Source organism: Halalkalibacter sp. APA_J-10(15) (genome assembly GCF_023017105.1).
Lineage (GTDB): Bacteria > Bacillota > Bacilli > Bacillales > Bacillaceae_D > Halalkalibacter.
On record NZ_JALKEV010000011.1, the window covers coordinates 1 to 19,234 of the forward strand.

General features: G+C 37.7%; 17 protein-coding genes. 10 read left to right on the forward strand and 7 right to left on the reverse strand.

Features of this window, described 5'->3' with window-relative positions; genetic code table 11:
- Positions 1-296 precede the first annotated feature (296 nt).
- Positions 297-1,100 carry a VLRF1 family aeRF1-type release factor gene (locus tag MW695_RS13415; RefSeq protein WP_247105869.1) on the reverse strand — a complete coding sequence of 268 codons (804 nt, stop codon included), beginning with the start codon at positions 1,098-1,100 and terminating at the stop codon, positions 297-299.
- Positions 1,101-1,325: 225 nt separating this feature from the next.
- Here MW695_RS13415 and MW695_RS13420 point away from each other — a divergent pair, with 225 nt between their 5' ends.
- From MW695_RS13420 to MW695_RS13430, 3 genes are read left to right on the forward strand one after another with little or no spacing between them, the layout of a single operon-like run.
- Complete coding sequence (locus MW695_RS13420) at positions 1,326-2,333, forward strand: substrate-binding domain-containing protein (protein WP_247105870.1); 1,008 nt, start codon at positions 1,326-1,328, stop codon at positions 2,331-2,333.
- A gap of 9 nt (positions 2,334-2,342) precedes the next feature.
- Positions 2,343-4,175, forward strand: a complete 1,833-nt coding sequence (locus MW695_RS13425; RefSeq protein ID WP_247105871.1) for a cache domain-containing sensor histidine kinase — start codon at positions 2,343-2,345, stop codon at positions 4,173-4,175.
- A complete protein-coding gene (locus MW695_RS13430; RefSeq protein WP_247105872.1) occupies positions 4,175-5,389 on the forward strand; it encodes a response regulator transcription factor in 1,215 nt (404 codons plus the stop codon). The genes MW695_RS13425 and MW695_RS13430 overlap by 1 nt, the downstream gene beginning before the upstream one ends.
- 215 nt (positions 5,390-5,604) lie before the next feature.
- On the opposite strand, the gene MW695_RS13435 is transcribed toward MW695_RS13430, so the two are convergent.
- Entirely contained in the window at positions 5,605-6,111 is a 507-nt protein-coding gene (locus tag MW695_RS13435) for a MepB family protein (protein ID WP_247105873.1), read from the reverse strand.
- 644 nt (positions 6,112-6,755) lie between these two features.
- On the opposite strand from MW695_RS13435, the gene chvE reads away from it, so the two are divergent.
- The 4 genes from chvE to MW695_RS13455 all read left to right on the forward strand — a co-directional run bounded on the left by chvE (position 6,756) and on the right by MW695_RS13455 (position 10,937).
- On the forward strand, positions 6,756-7,835 hold the full coding sequence (gene chvE, locus MW695_RS13440) for a multiple monosaccharide ABC transporter substrate-binding protein (protein ID WP_247105874.1): 1,080 nt from the start codon (positions 6,756-6,758) through the stop codon (positions 7,833-7,835).
- 106 nt (positions 7,836-7,941) lie between these two features.
- Positions 7,942-9,489 carry a multiple monosaccharide ABC transporter ATP-binding protein gene (gene mmsA, locus MW695_RS13445; protein WP_247105875.1) on the forward strand — a complete coding sequence of 516 codons (1,548 nt, stop codon included), beginning with the start codon at positions 7,942-7,944 and terminating at the stop codon, positions 9,487-9,489.
- Positions 9,476-10,642 (forward strand): multiple monosaccharide ABC transporter permease, encoded by a 1,167-nt coding sequence (gene mmsB / locus MW695_RS13450; RefSeq protein ID WP_247105876.1) that lies wholly within the window; start codon positions 9,476-9,478, stop codon positions 10,640-10,642. The genes mmsA and mmsB overlap by 14 nt, the downstream gene beginning before the upstream one ends.
- Positions 10,643-10,733: 91 nt before the next feature.
- Positions 10,734-10,937 carry a hypothetical protein gene (locus tag MW695_RS13455; protein ID WP_247105877.1) on the forward strand — a complete coding sequence of 68 codons (204 nt, stop codon included), beginning with the start codon at positions 10,734-10,736 and terminating at the stop codon, positions 10,935-10,937.
- Positions 10,938-11,129: 192 nt separating this feature from the next.
- Here the strand turns inward: MW695_RS13455 and MW695_RS13460 are convergent, their stop codons facing one another.
- The 5 genes from MW695_RS13460 to MW695_RS13480 all read right to left on the reverse strand — a co-directional run bounded on the left by MW695_RS13460 (position 11,130) and on the right by MW695_RS13480 (position 16,348).
- Entirely contained in the window at positions 11,130-12,572 is a 1,443-nt protein-coding gene (locus tag MW695_RS13460) for a methyl-accepting chemotaxis protein (protein ID WP_247105878.1), read from the reverse strand.
- Between the two features lie 127 nt (positions 12,573-12,699).
- Positions 12,700-13,371 (reverse strand): N-acetylmannosamine-6-phosphate 2-epimerase, encoded by a 672-nt coding sequence (locus MW695_RS13465; RefSeq protein WP_247105879.1) that lies wholly within the window; start codon positions 13,369-13,371, stop codon positions 12,700-12,702.
- Positions 13,372-13,596: 225 nt separating this feature from the next.
- Positions 13,597-14,301 carry a glucosamine-6-phosphate deaminase gene (nagB, locus tag MW695_RS13470; protein ID WP_247105880.1) on the reverse strand — a complete coding sequence of 235 codons (705 nt, stop codon included), beginning with the start codon at positions 14,299-14,301 and terminating at the stop codon, positions 13,597-13,599.
- 1 nt (position 14,302) lies between these two features.
- Positions 14,303-15,475: an N-acetylglucosamine-6-phosphate deacetylase gene (nagA, locus tag MW695_RS13475; RefSeq protein WP_247105881.1), complete on the reverse strand. Its 1,173-nt coding sequence runs from the start codon at positions 15,473-15,475 to the stop codon at positions 14,303-14,305.
- A gap of 33 nt (positions 15,476-15,508) precedes the next feature.
- Positions 15,509-16,348, reverse strand: coding sequence for a MurR/RpiR family transcriptional regulator (locus MW695_RS13480; protein ID WP_247105882.1), 840 nt, complete (start codon positions 16,346-16,348; stop codon positions 15,509-15,511).
- A 282-nt stretch (positions 16,349-16,630) separates the two neighbouring features.
- On the opposite strand from MW695_RS13480, the gene MW695_RS13485 reads away from it, so the two are divergent.
- The 3 genes from MW695_RS13485 (at position 16,631) to MW695_RS13495 (ending at position 19,119) form a co-directional block, all read left to right on the forward strand.
- Entirely contained in the window at positions 16,631-17,416 is a 786-nt protein-coding gene (locus tag MW695_RS13485) for a Cof-type HAD-IIB family hydrolase (protein WP_247105883.1), read from the forward strand.
- 176 nt (positions 17,417-17,592) lie between these two features.
- Complete coding sequence (locus MW695_RS13490; RefSeq protein ID WP_247105884.1) at positions 17,593-18,456, forward strand: NAD(P)-binding domain-containing protein; 864 nt, start codon at positions 17,593-17,595, stop codon at positions 18,454-18,456.
- A 75-nt stretch (positions 18,457-18,531) separates the two neighbouring features.
- Positions 18,532-19,119: a thioredoxin family protein gene (locus MW695_RS13495; RefSeq protein WP_247106009.1), complete on the forward strand. Its 588-nt coding sequence runs from the start codon at positions 18,532-18,534 to the stop codon at positions 19,117-19,119.
- Positions 19,120-19,234: the final 115 nt, after the last annotated feature.

Below are 19,234 nucleotides of genomic sequence, written 5' to 3' on the forward strand. Positions count from 1 at the left end.
CCACCGGCGCAGCCGGTTAGTTCAACGCCCGCCTGCGGAAAGCGTGCCCCCCATCCCGGTAGCGTAGTCGAAGAGCCGAATCCTGACTACTAAACAAACCAGCCTGTCGACTTTGTCGACAGGCTGAAAGGTTAATTTGAGTGTACTCAAATTAACCTTTTTCTATTTATCAGAGGAGGGTTTTGTCCCAGCCTCTGCTTTTGTCTATAAGTTACTTAAGGCTTCAAACTTCGTCCGTGATACAGTTGTCTGAATGTTTTTTTCAGACAATAAAAGCAATTGGAACACCACGTTTATTATAGGACAACTTCATGAAGTACTTGTTTCTCTTCGTGATTCAGCATGTTTTTATGAATCACATCTGTAATGGCTTTGTTCATATGATTCAAAAGATCATTCGTCTCCTCTTTATCACCAACTACATAAATATTTTGCCAGCCTGCGTGCTTAGCCAATCGATCTAGTGTGGATGCTAGACTCTTATACCAACGATAACGATTTGCTTCAAACCGTTCGCGGAACTTTTCTTGTTGTGTGCTTTTTCCTCCACTTCCAACGGTTGCACGAGATTCATGAGGGCCTACGTACTCTCGCCAATCTTCTGTATCTAAGTCTAGCTGGAAATGATGTGATTGTTTTAAAGATCCGAGTTCGGCATCAAGAACCTTGACTTGTTCTTTTTGTGTGAGGATCACGCCTGTTTTTGGGAATGTTTGATGTAATTCTCTTAATTGACTTGTGTTTGCTACTTCCTTCCACTCAAACTCTGTTTGAACAGGCATTTGAAACTTCTCTGCAAACCATACTGATTGGTCTGCTGTCGCAAATATAATAACACTTCTTGCTAGACTTTGTTCGTTTTCCTTCATATATCTTTCTATTTTTTTTCTTACAATGGAGTAATTTCTTTTTTCCTCCTCGTTATCTACTTCATTCAAATAACTTTCGAAATTCCGTAGACCATTTTTAAGGTGGATTTTCCATTCTCCCCCTTGCTGGTCAGGGTCAGAGCGATCTGTGTTTAAGTACATAGTTAAGATTTTGTTGGATTTTTCTAAATAGATCTTTTCTAGTTTTTCGATCTCTTTTTGAATATCCATATTCGCACTTCTCCTCTCTTAATCATTTCGAGTATACTGTACTGTAACCGAAACATGGTAAAATGAAACATAGATATAAAGGATGGTAACGTCTCTATATTAAAATAAGGGAAGACTTGTAAATGGATATAACTGTAACAACTAGAAATAACACTGGAACGAAAGAGACTTAAAAGCTTGATTGTCGTTGAATTCAGGTACATTTTGAAAGGGGTTACATGATTAGTGAAGAAGCTATTATTTGTCTATGTTGCACTTATCGGGGTTTTTATGATTTATGTTTATCATTTTCACTTTAAAGAAGCCACGCCTAATCCATGGGATACTCAAGGATTACAAGGGGATATTAATGAAACCTATATTATGGTTACGTTTCAGTCAGGGATGGATTACTGGAAGAGTAGCTTAAAAGGGTTTGAAGATGCGGCTCAAGCGTTAAATGTATCAGTTGAGTATCGAGGTGCTGCGCAATATGACATTCAAGAGCAAATTACTGTATTAGAACAAGCCATCGCTAAAAATCCAGCAGGTATAGCCATCTCGGCAATTGATCCTTTTGATTTAACTGAAACGATTGATAAGGCCGTTGATGCAGGTATACCGGTAGTCCTATTTGACTCGGGTGCTGCAGAAAGTAAGGCGGACTCTTTTTTGGGCACGAATAATTATAATGCAGGTGTAACGGCTGCGCATGAGATGTCTAAGTTATTAAATGAAAAGGGAGAGGTAGCTGTCATTACTCTCCCTAATCAACTCAATCATCAAGAACGAACGAAAGGGTTTCAAGATACATTAGAGAAAGAATATCCAAATATGAAAGTTATTTCGATTGAGGATGGACAAGGCGACAGTCTCTTTTCGCGAAATGTTACACATGAATTAATGGAAGAGTACCCAAATATCTCAGGGATTTTTGCAACGGAGGCGAATGGTGGGGTCGGGGTAGGAGATGCTATTCGTTTAGAGAAGAGGGTTGATGATGTACAAATTATTAGCTTTGATACAGATAAGGGCACGTTGGATTTAGTAGATGAAGGAATTATTTCAGCAACGCTGGCACAAGGAACATGGAATATGGGTTACTGGTCGCTAGTGTACTTGTTTCATCTGCAACATGACCTGACAGAGCCACAAATTTTGCAAACGAGAGATACCGCTCCATTACCACTCTATGTCGATACAGGGATCACAATTGTAACAGATGAAAATGTTGACTACTACTACGCAGATTAGGTGAAAATCATGTTGCAAAAACTGTCTGAAATGAATAATTTACCGATCCGATATAAGCTCGTTATTCACTTTTTACTTATTAGTATTTTGCCGTCATTGTTGTTAGGAGCTTTAATAAGTTGGGCGGTTGATCGAATTATCGATCAACAGGTTAATGATAATACGTTACAACTCATTGATAAAGTGAATAGTACGGTTGAATCACATATTGAAAATGTTCAAAACATGACCTATTTTATTTCCTTTGATCCGAACATCCAATCATTTCTTGATGGAGAATTGAACCAAAAGGAAATGACACCTGATGAGGAATATGAAATATCTAAATTTTTGCAGAATTTTACGACGTTGCATCCAGAAATAGCAGGGATATTAGTCGTAAATAGCGAAGGCGATTATTTAAGCAATGAGCTCTATACAAGATCTGCCTTTCAATTAACTCATGAAAGCTGGTATCGCCAAGCAGTTGAGAATAATGGAATTGCGAAAACAATTGGTAAACCAGAAGGGAGAAGAATTACTTCGCATGTTAATTATCGAGAAGATGAAATCGTTACAGTCGTTCGCGCTATCATGGATGCGGAAACGAACAGGGAGAAAGGAGTTATTTTGATTGACCTTAAGCTTCGTGTGATTGAGGAAGCGGTTCGTGATGTTCGTTTAGGGAAGTCTGGTTATTTAATGGTGATTGACCAAGAAGGAGAGACGGTCTATTCACCAACACAGTCCAACTTAGACAATTTAGATATCTCGACAACATTCAGTCAAAATTACGGAATTTCCTTAGGAAATCTTAACGGTGAAGAATATCAGTTTATTTATCAAAAATCGACTTTTACTGATTGGAACACAGTCGGTGTATTTTCAAGCGATCAATCTGTTGCTGAAGTACAGCAAATTCTTTTTTATGTCATTACATTTGTATTCTTTGTATGCTTTGTCGGGATTACGGCATCCTATTTTCTTTCTCATACGATTTCACGCCCCATTAATCAATTAATGCGTGCGATGCAAAAAGCTGAATCAGGAGATTTAACGAGCCGTTATAAGGCGGGGGGGATGGATGAAGTTGGGCGTCTAGGGAGAAGCTTTAATACGATGATCGAACAGATTCATAAATTAATTTCCTTAACAGAGCGTCAAGAAAGAAAGAAGCGAGAAGCAGAGCTTCATAGCTTGCAAGCGAATATCAAGCCACACTTTCTCTATAATACACTAGATACAATTCAATGGATGGCGCGTAAGAAAGATGCACCAGATGTGGCTGATTTAGTGGGATCACTTTCGAAGCTTTTTCGCATTGGGTTAAGCAAGGGAGGGACGATTATACGATTGGAGGATGAAATGGAACATATTAAAAACTATCTCCAAATCCAATCGGTTCGGTATAAAAATAAACTAAATTATTCATTAACAGTCTCACCGGATTTAAAGCATCTATCGATATTGAAAATCGTTTTGCAGCCGATCGTTGAAAATGCAATCTATCATGGGATTAAAGAAAGGCGAGGGCCAGGGCTGATAACAATTGAAGCAAAGGTCGAACATGAAATGCTCATTATTCAAATTGGTGATAATGGGAAGGGGATGACAGAGGAAACATTGCTACAGCTAAGAGAGAGTCTTAATTCCTTTTTAGGAAGTACTGAGGATGAAATGGAAAGTCGTTTAACAACAGGGTATGGTGTCGTCAATGTTCATGCACGGTTACGTTTAACGTTTGGTGATCAGTACGGGGTTAAGATTGAGAGTGAATTGGATAAAGGGACGATTGTGACGATCTATCATCCAGTTCTAGAAAATCACCAAGCGCTACAATCGGCAATGAAGGGGGAGAAATAATGAAGCGTTGGAAGGTTTTAATAGCCGATGATGAAATGATTATTCGTGAAGGCATTCGAGAGTCTGTTGATTGGGATCAATTAAATTTAGACGTTGTAGCGGAGGCAGAAGATGGAGAGGAAGCATTTGAATTTGCTGTTGAACATCAGGTTGACATTTTGTTAGCAGATTTGAATATGCCCATCATGAATGGTTTGACACTGATTAAGCATTTGAGTGAGGAGCTTCCGAATTGTAAAGTCATTATTATTACGGGTCACGATGAATTTTCTTATGCGCAAGAGGCTCTTCGATTAAGTGTAGTTGATTATATTATTAAGCCGGTGGATACAAAGGAGCTATATCGCGTTTTGGACGAGATTTGTCTAAAACTACGTCATTTTGAGGATCGAGAACAAGAAATAGAGCAGCATTCCAAACAACTCGAACGCAATGTCCCACTACTACGAGAAAGATTTTGTCTACAGTGGATAAGGGGTGAATTATTAGACCATGACATAAGGGAGCAGCTTCAATTTTTGCAGCTGCCTCAGTCAGCGCCTAAATGGGGAGGAGTCTTCCGTTGGCCAGAGATGGAAGTCAATCAAGCTCTACTAACTGAGCAAGAAAAACAATCGATCTTATTTTCACTTGAAGAACAAGTGAAGGATGGAGTATCTAATGAAGAGGCCATTGTTGTTCGTGAGTCGATTACAGGCTGTATTTATGTATGTATATGGAATGATTTAGATGAAGAAAGGTTTGTTACGATTGAACAGCAGGTGGAGGAGAAACTAAAAATTCGCATTGTTCATAGGTTGGAGCCGTTTCACGGTGATGTAGGTGATCTTCCATCTTTTATTAAGCGTTGTAAAGAAGCACTATATGATCAAAATGAAGTCTCACAGATTGTTAGAGGCGCCGAGCGGTATATGAGTACCCACTTTCATGAGTCTAGATTAACACTTGAGACTGTAGCTCGCGAGCTACATGTGTCATCTGCTTATTTAAGTCGGTTATTTAAACAGCAAGTCGGAGTTTCGTTTGTGCATGCATTAACGAAATTAAGAATAAAAAAAGCGATGCAGCTTCTACATTCAACAGACTTAACGATTAACGAAATTTCTCAGCAGGTCGGCTATGAAACGCAGCATTATTTTAGTACGGCCTTTAAAAAGGTAGTTGGTGTTACACCAAATGGCTATCGAAAGGGGAAGATGGCATCATCAGACTAATCTTAGCTTTTGGATTAGAACATAAAACTCTACTTAGCTTATTCGTAATGTGATAATTTGTTAATATAACGTGAAACTTCTTTTGAAAGTTTCGCTTGAAGTTATATGTCTTGGACGATGATCAAGAAATAAGTTTTTACATTTTGAATGTTATGTACATCGTAATTCACACAACACCCCTCTTGTACATCTTTTATTACAGGAATGCTGTTACTTTAGGAATATAACTTTAATAAATCTTGGTGAAATAAATGATTAGTATGATTCATCTCAAAAAAGTATTCTAATTGCCATTTTTGTGTTTCAACAGCTTGTTTACTAGTTGGTTTTTCCCAACTAGGATAAACTCTAATTGCCATTTTTCCTTTTGTAGTAGTTGTTTTAAGGATATTTTGTTTTACAAGAACTACTTTTGGAAAAACGAATTGTCCCAAAATATTTTTGCTAGTAAAAGTATTGATAACTAATAAATCGGTAGCCTTTTCATAAGAAAAGGCTTGGTTTTTATGATTTTTATCTTTTTCCCAAAAAGCAACAAACTGTCCTATCTTAGTAGGTGTTTTCTTTGCAACTCTAAATCTAACCGATTTCGAGTTTAGCTGAAATACGCCTGCCCCGTAATCAGAATTTTGAACTTCTTCGCGGATAGTTTTTATAACGAAGTGATTGGGCTCATAAAAATGTTTATTTACATATGTTAACGCCTTATGAAATTCATTCACTACTTTTATTCCCCTCTCTTTATGCTACTTGATCGAGTGCTTAGTTAAAGAAAAACATATAAATCTAATACTACCATAAAGTAGTAAATAAACCCCCTTGTATATGCTATTAGTAGCAATTTTATTGGAATAACCTCTTAAATAAATCAATGTTAGTTGAATCACTAATGATTATAAGTTTAAACTCACTTCACCTGTTCTCAAATGGTCGATTACGTAAAGGACACATTTAAATAACCATTCATCTGAAAAGTTCATGATGGATGGTTATTTGAGTTTTACGAAGCGAAGTAGGAGCAAATCATATCTTGATAAAAATTTCAAGCGGACGGGATGGTATGGACGACTTCCGCAGGAGGATAGAGAAAGCTGAAATCCACTGGTGTAGCCAGTTAGTTCAGCGCCCGCCTGCAGGAGCGTGCCCCCATTCCGGTAGCGGTCGGCTTTCCTCTATCTTTTGGAAAAAATGTAGTTTAATTGACCTTAATCTCAAAAGTTGAGTGTAATAATAAATTGTTTCGAACATGTATAAGGTTAAAAATTTATAAAAATTTAAAAGATATTGCAAAGAAAGTTGAAGCGCTTTCATTTAGAATGACGTTATAAGCAAGACAAAACAACATCATTTTAAGGGGGAAATAGAAATGAAAAAATGGTTAGTTGTCTTTATTCTTTCGATTGGTATGATAGCGCTTGCAGCTTGTGGTGGAGATGAAGCTAGTGGAGATGGAACTGGTACAGTTGGGATTTCGATGCCTACACAATCATCTGAGAGATGGATTGCTGATGGTAATAATATGGTTGAGCAATTTGAGGAGCTAGGCTATGACACAAACTTGCAATATGCAGAAGACGTCATTGAAAATCAAATAGACCAAATTGAGAATATGATTACACGTGGAGTAGATGCGTTAGTGATTGCCTCGATTGATGGTGAATCACTAACAGAAGTACTAGATTTAGCTGCGGATATGGATATACCCGTTATCGCGTATGACCGATTAATTCGTAATTCTGAGCATGTTAGTTACTATGCAACTTTTGATAACTTCCAGGTCGGTGTATTAAAAGGTAGATACATTGAAGAATATTTAGGACTTGATGAAGGGGAAGGTCCATTCAATATTGAATTGTTTGCGGGATCTCCTGATGATAATAACGCCTATTTCTTCTTTGATGGTGCATTATCTGTTTTACAGCATTATATTGATAATGGCCAATTAGTTGTACAAAGTGATCAAACAGACTTCCAGCAAGTTGCAACATTAAGATGGGATGGATCACTAGCACAAGAGCGTATGGATAATCTATTAAGTGGTTTTTATACAGACGAAACATTAGATGCTGTTCTCTCACCATATGATGGAATTAGTATTGGAATTATTTCTTCATTAAAAGGTGTAGGCTACGGTTCAGCAGATTTACCGATGCCTGTCGTAACTGGGCAAGATGCAGAGCGTCCATCGATCGAATCGATCATTGCAGGAGAGCAAACACAAACGATTTTCAAAGATACTCGTGAGTTAGCTGGGAAGGCAGTTGAAATGGTTAATGCTGTTCTTCAAGATGGAGAGGCAGAAGTGAACGATACTGAAACGTATGATAATGGTGTTCAAGTCGTTCCTTCGTATTTATTAGAGCCTGTTTCTGTTGACATTGATAACTATAGAGAAGTGTTAGTTGGAAGTGGATACTATGATGAGAGTGACTTTGAAGAAGAATAAAATCATCATCATATAATCTTTGAAAAGGTTTTGTAAGCGATTTAGTGATAGTGATGATAGCTATCACTAAATCGTTATTTACATCTAAGGAAGAAGGTGATCGAACATGGCTAATACCATTTTAGAAATGAAAAATATAACGAAAACCTTTCCAGGTGTCAAGGCGCTAGATCATGTCAATTTCAAAGTTGAAACAGGAGAAATACATGCTCTAGTAGGTGAGAATGGTGCAGGGAAGTCGACTTTGATGAAAGTATTAAGTGGCGTCTATCCACATGGGACATACGATGGTGATATTTTATTTGAAGGAAAAGTATGTCAATTTAAAGATATAAAAGAAAGTGAAGAACTAGGGATCGTGATTATTCATCAGGAATTAGCACTCATTCCAGAGCTGTCGATTGCTGAAAATATTTTCTTAGGAAATGAGCAAGCGAATAAAGGGGTCATTAATTGGAATCAAACTATTAATGAAGCAGCTAAACTATTGGCGAAGGTTGGTTTAACAGATGAACCACGAAAGCTTGCAATGGACATTGGAGTTGGGAAGCAGCAGCTAGTGGAGATCGCAAAGGCGCTATCTAAGAAGGTAAAGCTTCTTATATTGGATGAGCCTACAGCTGCATTAAATGAAGAAGATAGTGAGAATTTATTAAATTTATTATTAGAGTTTAAAAAGCAAGGGATGACATCGATTATTATTTCACATAAATTAAATGAAATCTCGTATGTTGCTGACAACTTGACTGTGTTAAGAGATGGTCAATCGATTGAAACGTTGTCTTTAACGAGTGGAGAGGTAACGGAGGATCGAATTATTAAAGGAATGGTTGGACGTGACCTTGAAAATCGCTTTCCTCCGAGAGAGCCTATCATTGGTGAAACGATCTTTGAAGTGAAGAATTGGAATGTTGATGACCCTCTACATGCAGGTCGAAAGCTCATTAAAAATGCGAACTTGCATCTGAAACGAGGAGAAATTGTTGGTATTGCCGGGCTGATGGGGGCAGGAAGAACAGAATTAGCTATGAGTATTTTCGGTAAATCCTATGGAAAGAACATTACAGGGCAATTAATAAAAGAAGGAAAAGAAATTTCCGTACAGTCGATTAAAGATGCCATTGACCAAGGGTTAGCTTATGTTACAGAAGATCGAAAGACGTATGGGTTAATTTTAATTGATGATATTAAACATAACATTTCATTAACGAGTCTTGAAAAGCTATCAAAGCATCAAATCGTAGATAAAAATCAAGAAATACGTGAAGCTGAAGGATTTAGAAAGAAGATGAATATTCGTACCCCTAGTATCGATCAAAAGACAGGGAATTTAAGTGGCGGAAATCAACAAAAGGTCGTTTTAAGCAAATGGATTTTGTCTCAGCCTGATATTTTAATATTAGATGAGCCAACCCGTGGTATTGATGTCGGAGCTAAATATGAGATTTATAGTGTTATTAATGAACTAGCGGCTCAAGGGAAAGCCGTTTTGGTGATCTCCTCTGAGCTTCCTGAGCTACTCGGGTTAAGTGATCGCATTTATGCGTTATGTGAAGGGTGTATTACGGGAGAAGTACCTAGAGAAGAAGCAAACCAAGAGACATTAATGAAATATATGACGAGAACAGGGGGCGATGGACATGAAGTTGGGTGATATCCTGAAAAGTAATATGCGATCATATGGCATGATCGTGGCGCTCATGTTTATTATTCTATTATTTAGTATTTTATCAGATGGGATTTTGTTACGGCCACTTAATGTGACAAACCTTATTTTACAAAATAGTTATATTCTTGTGCTAGCTATTGGGATGGTTATGGTTATTATAGCGGGTCATATTGACTTATCAGTTGGTTCAGTTTGTGCCTTTGTAGGAGCAATAGCTGCAATTTTTATGATTGAAATGCAAATGCCAACAGTTGTTGCAATCTTCCTATGTTTACTATTAGGTGCGCTCATTGGTGCTTGGCATGGTTTCTTTATCGCTTATTTAAAGATGCCTTCTTTTATCGTAACATTAGCTGGTATGCTTTTGTTCAGAGGGTTAACAATGGTCGTATTAGGGGGGCAATCACTCTCCCCTTATCCAGCAGAGTTCCGTTTAATTAGTTCAGGCTTTATTCCGGATATCCCATTTCTCGGTTTATCCTCCTATCATGTTTTGACGATTATAGTTGGTGCTTTGCTCTCACTGCTTGTTATTTTCAGTGAGTTAAAAGAACGTCGTGTTCAACTGAAAAACAAATTCTCGGTATTACCAACAGGCTTCTTCATTGCCAAGCTTGTTGCAATGGTAGCGGTTATTAATGTTTTCACATTTGTCTTAGCATCTTATCGAGGAATTCCAAATATTCTAGTCATCTTGTTTGTGTTAATTGTAGTATTCTCATTTATTATGAATAAAACGGTTATGGGACGGCACATTTATGCAACAGGTGGTAACCAAAAAGCTGCCGAGTTATCAGGGGTTAAAACAAAACGAGTGACGTTCTGGGTATTCGTCAATATGGGCTTCTTATCTGCAATCGCTGGTTTAATTTATGCGGCTCGATTGAATGCAGCAACTCCAAGAGCTGGTACGATGTTTGAGCTTGATGCGATTGCCGCAGCATTCATTGGTGGTGCTTCAATGGCTGGTGGTGTCGGTACCATTGTCGGTGCTGTCGTCGGGGGTCTCGTCATGGGTGTTATGAACAACGGAATGTCTTTAATCGGTATTACGATTGATTGGCAACAAGCAATTAAAGGTTTAGTATTACTTGCAGCAGTTGGATTTGATATTTATAATCGAAATAAGTCAAAATAAAGTAGTAAATACTCTTATTACGATGTGTGATCATTGTAATAAGAGTATTTTTGTTATGGCTATAACAAAGCCAATAATGAGGTGAACGTCTATGAAATTTGGAATGAGAAAGCCTAGCTTGAAGAAGAGAATTCGTGCTAGGACAAGTATAAAAAGGCAAGTCGTTCATCGTGCTGGTATGAAAATGCCACGTGGATATGGCTGGATTCGGAGCCCGAAGAAACATGCATATAATAAAGTATATAGGCGTACTACATTTGATCTATTTAAGCTATTGAAGAAGCTTTTTAAATGAAAAAATAGAGGGCGTAAATCCTCCCTATTAAGTGGTAGGTCATTGAAAAAGTACAAGTACATTTGAATACAAGAAACCCATTCATATCAAGCTTTTCAAAATAAGAAACGGTTACGTACATTGCTGAAAGGGCACCGAAAAAGTTGAACAAAACTTTTTCGGTGCCCTTATTAAGTAGTTGTATGAATCTTTTTATTCTTTTACTAACTTCTCAACTCTGCTACTCGTCTCCTCAATGATTGTTTGGAGCTCTTCATTTCGTAAAGATTGATTTTCGACTGTTGCCGATATTTCTTCAATTGATGCCGTTGTTTGTTCTAAAACAGAAGCAAATTCATTGACGGCTTTTTCGATTTCTTCAGAATCGCCTCCGACTTGTGTAGCAGTAGCCGAAAGTGCTTGAAACTGATCGAGTAAAGAGTTGATCGCTTTATCAATATGATGAAAGGATTCTTTCGTCTCATTAGTTGTTAGAATATTAGTTTGCATTTCACTTGAGATTGCAGTCATTTGAGACTGTGTTTGTTCATTCGTTGTATCAATTTGATTTAAGTTAATAGAAATATCTTTGGCTGCTCGTTCAGTCGTTTCAGCTAGCTTACGAATTTCTTCTGCTACAACAGAAAAACCTTTTCCGCTTTCGCCAGCTCTTGCTGCTTCAATAGAGGCATTAAGTGCTAGTAAGTTTGTCTGAGCTGTTATTTCTTGAATTGATTCAATCGATTGAACAGAATGGCTAATAATTTGACTGAGATTACTCATATCAAGAGACATTTGTTCAACTAATTTCTGAAATTGTTCCATTTGTTCAGCTAGAAGCGTAACTTGTTTTGTACCATCAACAGAATGATTTCCTGCCTTTTCAGATTCGGCTCTTAGCTCGACTACGAATTTAAGCATATTTCTCATCGCTTCATTCGTACGTTCTACAGATGAGGAAATGTTGGCAGCTGATTCAGTTTGTACTTGTGTTCCAGTCGCCACCTCTTGAACAGCGGTATTTGTTTCTTGAAATGATTTCACATTGGTAGATGCTTGTTCTTGAATAACACCCATCTGTTTGGCAATGGATATACTTTCTGTTTCAAGACGTTTTTTGTCTTCATTTATTTGATCCAACGAAGCATTAACTTGCTCTTGCATCAATTCAGCTGTTTTGCTTGTATTCTCAGCTATGATAATAATCAACAATAACGTAATAAAAATAATAAAATAAATGATTAAAAAGCCTACTAACTCATCGATGGGAAATTGTCTATTTATGTAGTTGTATATAAAAAAGCAAATGGTTACGACTGTAGAGTTTGCAAGATAAAATGCTTTACTTAAATAAAAGCCTGATAAAACGATAAGAAAGAAATAAAAATCTGATAAATCACCAGGTGTGATTAAAGTAATGAGAAATAATAGACTAGTTAATGACATAAAGATGAGATAGGGTAATAACTTTGGAACCTTGTTTTTAAAATGTAGGATACTAAGTATACTAGCAAAGAAAATACCTAATAAATTGTCAATGAACCGACCGTCAAATAAAAAGGTTAAAATAATGCCAATTGCAACAACTAAATATAACACATAAAGCATAAATTGGTTCTTTTTCCTAATTGTTTGTGTTAAAAAGTCTGTTTGCATATGAAACCTCCTAGTGTGTAATTAGGACTAAGTATATAGTAATAATCTAAGTGAAACAATATACTTTTTATACATAGAAGGTTGTAAAATATTACATTTGCTTAATAATGAAACATATGAAGACTCACTATGTTATCTCATTGACAAACCTCTTCGTAATTTCTAGTGGCCTCGTAATAGCCGATCCGACAACGGCTGAATATGCACCTACTTCGAATAATTGTTTTAATTGTTTGGGTGTTTGAATTCCTCCCTCTGCAATGATAGGAATGGAAAGCTTATAAGCTAAGTCCTTTACAAGTGAGATATCTGGTAATATTCGTCCTTTTGTAGCATTTGTATAGCCACTTAACGTTGTGGAAATGCAATCAAATCCGATTTCGCTTGCAAATAGGCCTTCTTCAAATGTAGAACAATCAGCCATGAATAATTGATTTGGATAACGTCTACGAATAGAAGGGAAGAATTCGTTAATTGTCTGTCCGTTAGGCCTCATTCGGTTTGTCGCATCTAAGGCAATCATATCAACACCTTCCTCATGTAGAAGGTCAATTTCTTTTTCTGTAGGTGTGATAAAGACATCTGATGTTGGATAGTTAGCTTTTATAATTCCAATGACGGGTAGCTCGACTGATTTTTTTATTTCACGAATATCGACAATACTGTTCGCTCTGATCGCCTTTGCACCACCGAGCATAGCAGCATAAGCCATACATCCCATTATTCTTGATCCGTACATTGGTTCATCAGGTAGAGCTTGGCAAGAAACGATTAGCTGTCCTTTAATGGTATTTAACATAGTATCTCTCCTGTTCAAGTAAGAAAAGCGACTGCGCGGTTTTTCTTACAGTATCAAATGAAAAAATCTTTAGAGGTTTAATCAAGGAGGGGATAGGCGAACTCGCGGGTGACGTCGACTCCGTACGTTACACATATTTTTGAAAGAACCTCACTTTCAAAAGTACTCAAGTCATAATAACGACTACGTACGACGTAATGCAGAAAAAACGCATAGCGTTTTTTCTTATCCAATAATAACGGTGACATTTGGGTGGTTATGGAGAATAGATGCTGGGAAGTCCTCACATATTTCTCCTTCAAGCAATCTTTTAATGGCAGGCCGTTTCTTTTCACCTGATGCAAGCAGCAAAATTTCTTTGCTTTCCATAATCGTTTGAATCCCCATTGTTATGGCTTGATGTGGAACGTCATCTTCACGTTCAAAGAAGCGTGCGTTCGCCTTGCGTGTAGAAGGCTTTAAATCAACGATATGAGTTTGAGTGGAGAAAGGTGTTCCTGGTTCATTAAAGCCGATGTGGCCATTCAATCCAAGACCTAGCAATTGTACATCAATACCGCCATTTTCTTTTATAAGTTGTTCATACCGTATACATTCTTGTTCAGCATTGTCTGTGCCTCCGTCTGGAATGTGAATATGACTTTCTCGTATGTTAATATGCCTAAAAAGATGCTCATCCATATAATAATGATAGCTGTTTCGATCTGTTGGCTTGAGTCCGATGTATTCATCTAAGTTAAACGTTGTGACATTCGAAAAGGAGAGCTGTTCTTGAGTGTAGCCTTTTATAAGTAGCTCATATAACCTTTCTGGAGTTGAGCCTGTTGCAAGTCCAAGTACTGGCTCGTTGACATGCAACAACTTTGCTTTTATGATTTCGTATGCATACGTACTCATTTCTTCATAGTTGTGCAAATGTACGGTTTTCATGTTAGTACTCCTCTCGCTTGTAGGCAATTGATCCACGGCAAATGGTATATATAAGATTAAAATGTTCGTCAACTAATAGGAAGTCAGCATCCTTTCCTTCTGATATACTCCCTTTATGATCAAAAAGACCTAGCTGTTTGGCAGGGTTTATTGCAGCCATCTTCGCCACGTCATCGATCGTTGCAGTTGTCATTTGTTGCATGTTTTTCGCAGCATCAATCATTTTCAAAACACTTCCAGCTAATGTTCCATTTGATAATAACGCTTTTTCTCCGTCTGTGGTCACGATTTGTCCTCCTAGTGAGTAGGTCCCGGGAGGCATTCCTTTAGCTTCAACCGAGTCGGTTATGAGGATGAGCCGATCTGGACCGACCTGTTGATAAATGAGATTAACCATATCTGGCGAAACATGTAGACCGTCGACAATCAATTCACACACTAACTCTTCTAATAATAATCCAGCACCAACGGCCCCGACATCACGGTGATGTATAGCAGTCATGGCATTACAAAGGTGAGTAAGTTGACTTACGCCTTTTTTGACACTATGTTTTATTTCTGCCATTGAAGCATTCGTATGTCCGGCAGAAACAATTACTCCAGACTTTACTAAAAAAGAAATGAAATCCTCCTGTTTATCCATTTCTGGAGCTAGGGTAATGACTCTAATTCGTCCATTGGATACGTTTTGCCAATGTTTAAATTGTTCAATTGAAGGAGGAATGACATACTCGGACGGTTGTGCTCCAGCCTTTTCGATGTTAATGAAGGGACCTTCTAAATGAATACCTAATAGCTCTGCTCCCTGATTCTTGATAGGATAGTTGGCGACCGTATTCAACGCTTGGTCAATAGCTTCTTTAGATTGTGTGATAGTGGTTGCTAAAAAGCTGGTCGTTCCTTCTGCTGGTAAGCTCTCAGCTATCGTTCGTAAAGCAGCCTCTTCGCCATCCATCACATCAGCTCCCGCAGCACCGTGAATATGAGTATCAATAAATCCAGGAATGATATGGTGCCCATTGCCATCTATCGCATATTCACACTCTCCTAAATGAGGATCACCTTGTCCTATTTCCATTATGGTCTTATTGTTTGTACGAATATATCCGTTAATGACCTCTGTTTCACAATGAATGTTTACATTGTAGAAAACAATGCCGTTTGTCTGTTTCATCCTATCACCTCTTTTATCATGAAACTAAGTATCCTAATAAAGCTTCTTTGCTGTGTTTTCTGAAATTTGATGCTTCATCTCTACTGATTGCTCATAATTTTCTAAAGTGACTCCTGTACAAATAAGGTCAATAAGATATAATTGCGCAACTTTTGTAATAAGGGAACCACTATCTAATGGACTTTCTTTTGCTGATGTAAGTAAGACTTGATTGGCAAGCTTTGTTAATGGTGACTTTAAATAGTTCGTGATGGCAATGATCGTTGCACCTTGTGCTTTGGCAATTTGTATTGTATCAACGATATCCTTCGTACTACCCGTTACACTAATGGCGATCACAACCGTTTCTTTTGTCATACTTGATGCTCTCATGACTTGAGTGTGAGGATCGGTAACGGCCTGAATATGTTTTCCAATTCGAAGTAAACGGTTTTCCATGTCATTAGCTGCAATACCAGAGGAACCAATTCCAAAAATAACGACATCGTGAGCTTGTGCGATTGTTTTTACAGCAGCTTCTAGTGCTAGAGCGTCTATGAGGTCATAGGAATTATGAATGGCTTGAACCATATAGTTGCGAATTTTCTCTATATACGTGCTATTTTCTTCATTCGGAGTTCTTTTTGATGAAACCTCTTGAGCAAGAGCAAATTTGAAATCTTGAAATCCTTTGAAGTGAAGTTTTCTAAAAAAGCGTAATAACGTTGCTTCAGCTACATCGCATGCTTCAGAAAGCTCAGTTAAGGAATAGTATAGGACTTGATCAATGTGAGAAGTGATATAGTCATATATTTTCGTTTCAGATTTTGTAAGGCTGTGCTTATGCTGTTCCATCATAATAGAAGGCTTATATCGATTTGATTTGCTATCCAACTGAAATCCTCCCTTTGATTAAATGTGCATATGTTAACTGTATCAATTTGATTGTAAATTGTCAATTTAAAATTAATTATTGAAAGTCAATTGTCAAAATAGGTGGAAATGTCTTTAACAAGTTGGTAGAGTGCAATATTTGGAGTGTGAGCTAAGAGATATGAATGTTTCTTGTTGACATGAAACGCGTTCCATACGATACAATATGAAGGGATAAGAAGAATAGAAAAGGAAAAAGGCGTTATAATAGAAATAGACTATATAGAGAAAGTTGGTTTGGAAATGGGAGAGAAGAGCGTTATTTTTTTTGATATTGATGGTACATTATTAAGAGAGGATAAGACATTACCACCTTCTACTAAAAAAGCAATATTTGCATTGAAGGAGGAAGGGCATGAAGTGGCTATTGCAACAGGGAGAGCACCTTTTATGTTTGAGGATATTCGTAAGGAACTCGATATTCAAACATATGTGAGCTATAACGGACAGTATGTCGTCCTAAATGGAGACGTCCTTTACACGAATCCACTTCATACGGAAGCGTTGGTCCGTCTGACGGAGGAAGCAGTTAGTCAAGAACACCCGGTTGTGTTTATGGATCATGAGGATATGAAAGCGAATGTCCCACCAGAGCATTCATTTATTACTGAAAGTATTGATTCATTAAAAATAGCTCATTTTCCAGCACATGACCCTCATTATTATAAAGATCGTAACCTATATCAATCTCTTCTGTTCTGTCCAGAAGGCTCAGAGGAACGATATGAGCGTAATTATCCAGAGTTTGATTTTATTCGTTGGCATCCTCTTTCGGTCGATATTTTGCCTAAAGGTGGATCAAAAGCAATTGGAATTGAGAAGATTGTTGAAAAACTAGGCTACTCAAAGGAAAGGCAATACGCTTTCGGAGATGGGTTAAATGATATCGAGATGCTTTCAGAGGTTTACAATAGTGTGGCGATGGGTAATGCCGTAGATAAAGTTCAATCAGCTGCGAAGTATGTAACGAAATCAGTTGAAGAAGATGGCATTTATCACGGCTTGAAGCTAGTTGGGTTATTAAAATAAATATTGAAATATCTCATTCACCTAAAGGGTAGTAAAGCTCTTTAGGTGTTTTTATTGAGTGCTCGATAGTATAACAAGGAAGGCGTGCGTGTAAGAAAGCTACACTCAAACGATTTGAATTTGTTACAGGAGAAAGAGGATTTCTGTAGAATGGTTCTATACAAGGGAGTGGGAGTATGAACGTATCTTTTATTGGTTTAGGGATTATGGGATTACCGATGGCAAAGCATTTATATAGAGCTGGTTGTTTGTATAAAGTATATAATCGCACGAAAGCAAAGGCGGATTATTTCCTTGAAAGAGGGCTGGAGGTAAGTCATACACCGAAGGAAGCCGCTGTAGGAGCCAATTATATCATTACGATTGTCTCTAATTCGAGTGATGTCGAAGAGGTCATCCTTGGAGAAAATGGTGTCATTCATTCTGCCAGCAGTGGTTCAACTATCATTGATATGTCATCAATCAATCCTGAGGTTTCAAAACAAATTAGTTTAAGGTTGAGTGAAAAGGGAATCCATTTCATAGATGCACCAGTAAGCGGAGGCGAGCAAGGAGCGATAGCTGGAAAATTGGCGATAATGGTTGGTGGAAGGAAAGAGGTTGTTAAGGATGCTGAGAAGGTTCTGAAAGTAATGGGTTCTCCTGTTCATGTCGGATCGGTTGGCTCTGGTGGCTATGCAAAGCTAGCTAATCAAATTATGGTAGCGCTACACCTTCAAGCGATGTCTGAAGCTTTTACACTCGCAAAAAAAGCCAATCTTGATGCCGAGCAGCTGTATCATGCAGTAAGGAATGGGTTGGCAGGTAGTCACGTCCTCGATCAAAAGATAAGCAATGTTGTAGAAGGAGAATATGACCCAGGATTTAAAGTGGCCCTTCATCTAAAAGATTTAAACAATGTTTTGGATGCTGCTAATGAGTTAGATGTTCATTTACCTATTACAAATGAAATTCAGCGCTTTATGAATGAAATGAATAGGGAAGGCATGGGTGAGCTTGACCATTCAAGCTTGTACACCTATTTACAAAAGAATCAGTAGCAATATGAAGGAGCTGTTGTCATACTCACGTATGTCAATATAAATTAAATGGAAATGAAGGAGGAATTTATTCATATGGCTTTCACACTAGAAATTGGTCAAAAAGCACCGGAATTTTCACTACCTGCAACAGATGGGAAGACGTACTCACTTAATGATTTTAATGATGCAAAGGTTCTAGTAATTTTCTTTACGGCTAATCATTGTCCGTTTGTTACTGGCTCTGATGAAGTGACACGAAAGACGGTTCAACGGTTTGAGGATCAAGGGGTTAAATTTGTAGGAATTAATTCAAATAGCCCTAACACGTATGCAGAAGATTCATGGGATGGAATGGTTAAAAGAATGGAAGAGCAGCAATTTCCATGGACGTATTGCCATGATGAATCACAGGATGTCGCAAGAGCTTATGGGGCTTTGCGAACACCTCACTTTTTCGTGTTTGACCAAAATCGTGAGCTTATTTACACAGGAAGAGCCATTGATAACCCACGTGAGTCGGAGAAGATGAAGGTGAATGATCTTGACCGTGCTTTAGAGGAGCATTTAACAGGGAAGGAAATTAGTATACCTTTAACGAATCCAATTGGTTGTAATGTAAAATGGGATGGAAAAGATGAGCATTGGATGCCAGCTGATGCTTGTGATTTAGTGCAATCATAATATGGATCATTCATATGCTTGAAAAGGGAGTGCCCCTTTTCAAGCATTTTTTTTTGAGAAATTCTTCGGACGTTCTCTTTTCAGCAAAGAGCATGGTACATATATGGAAAGCCAG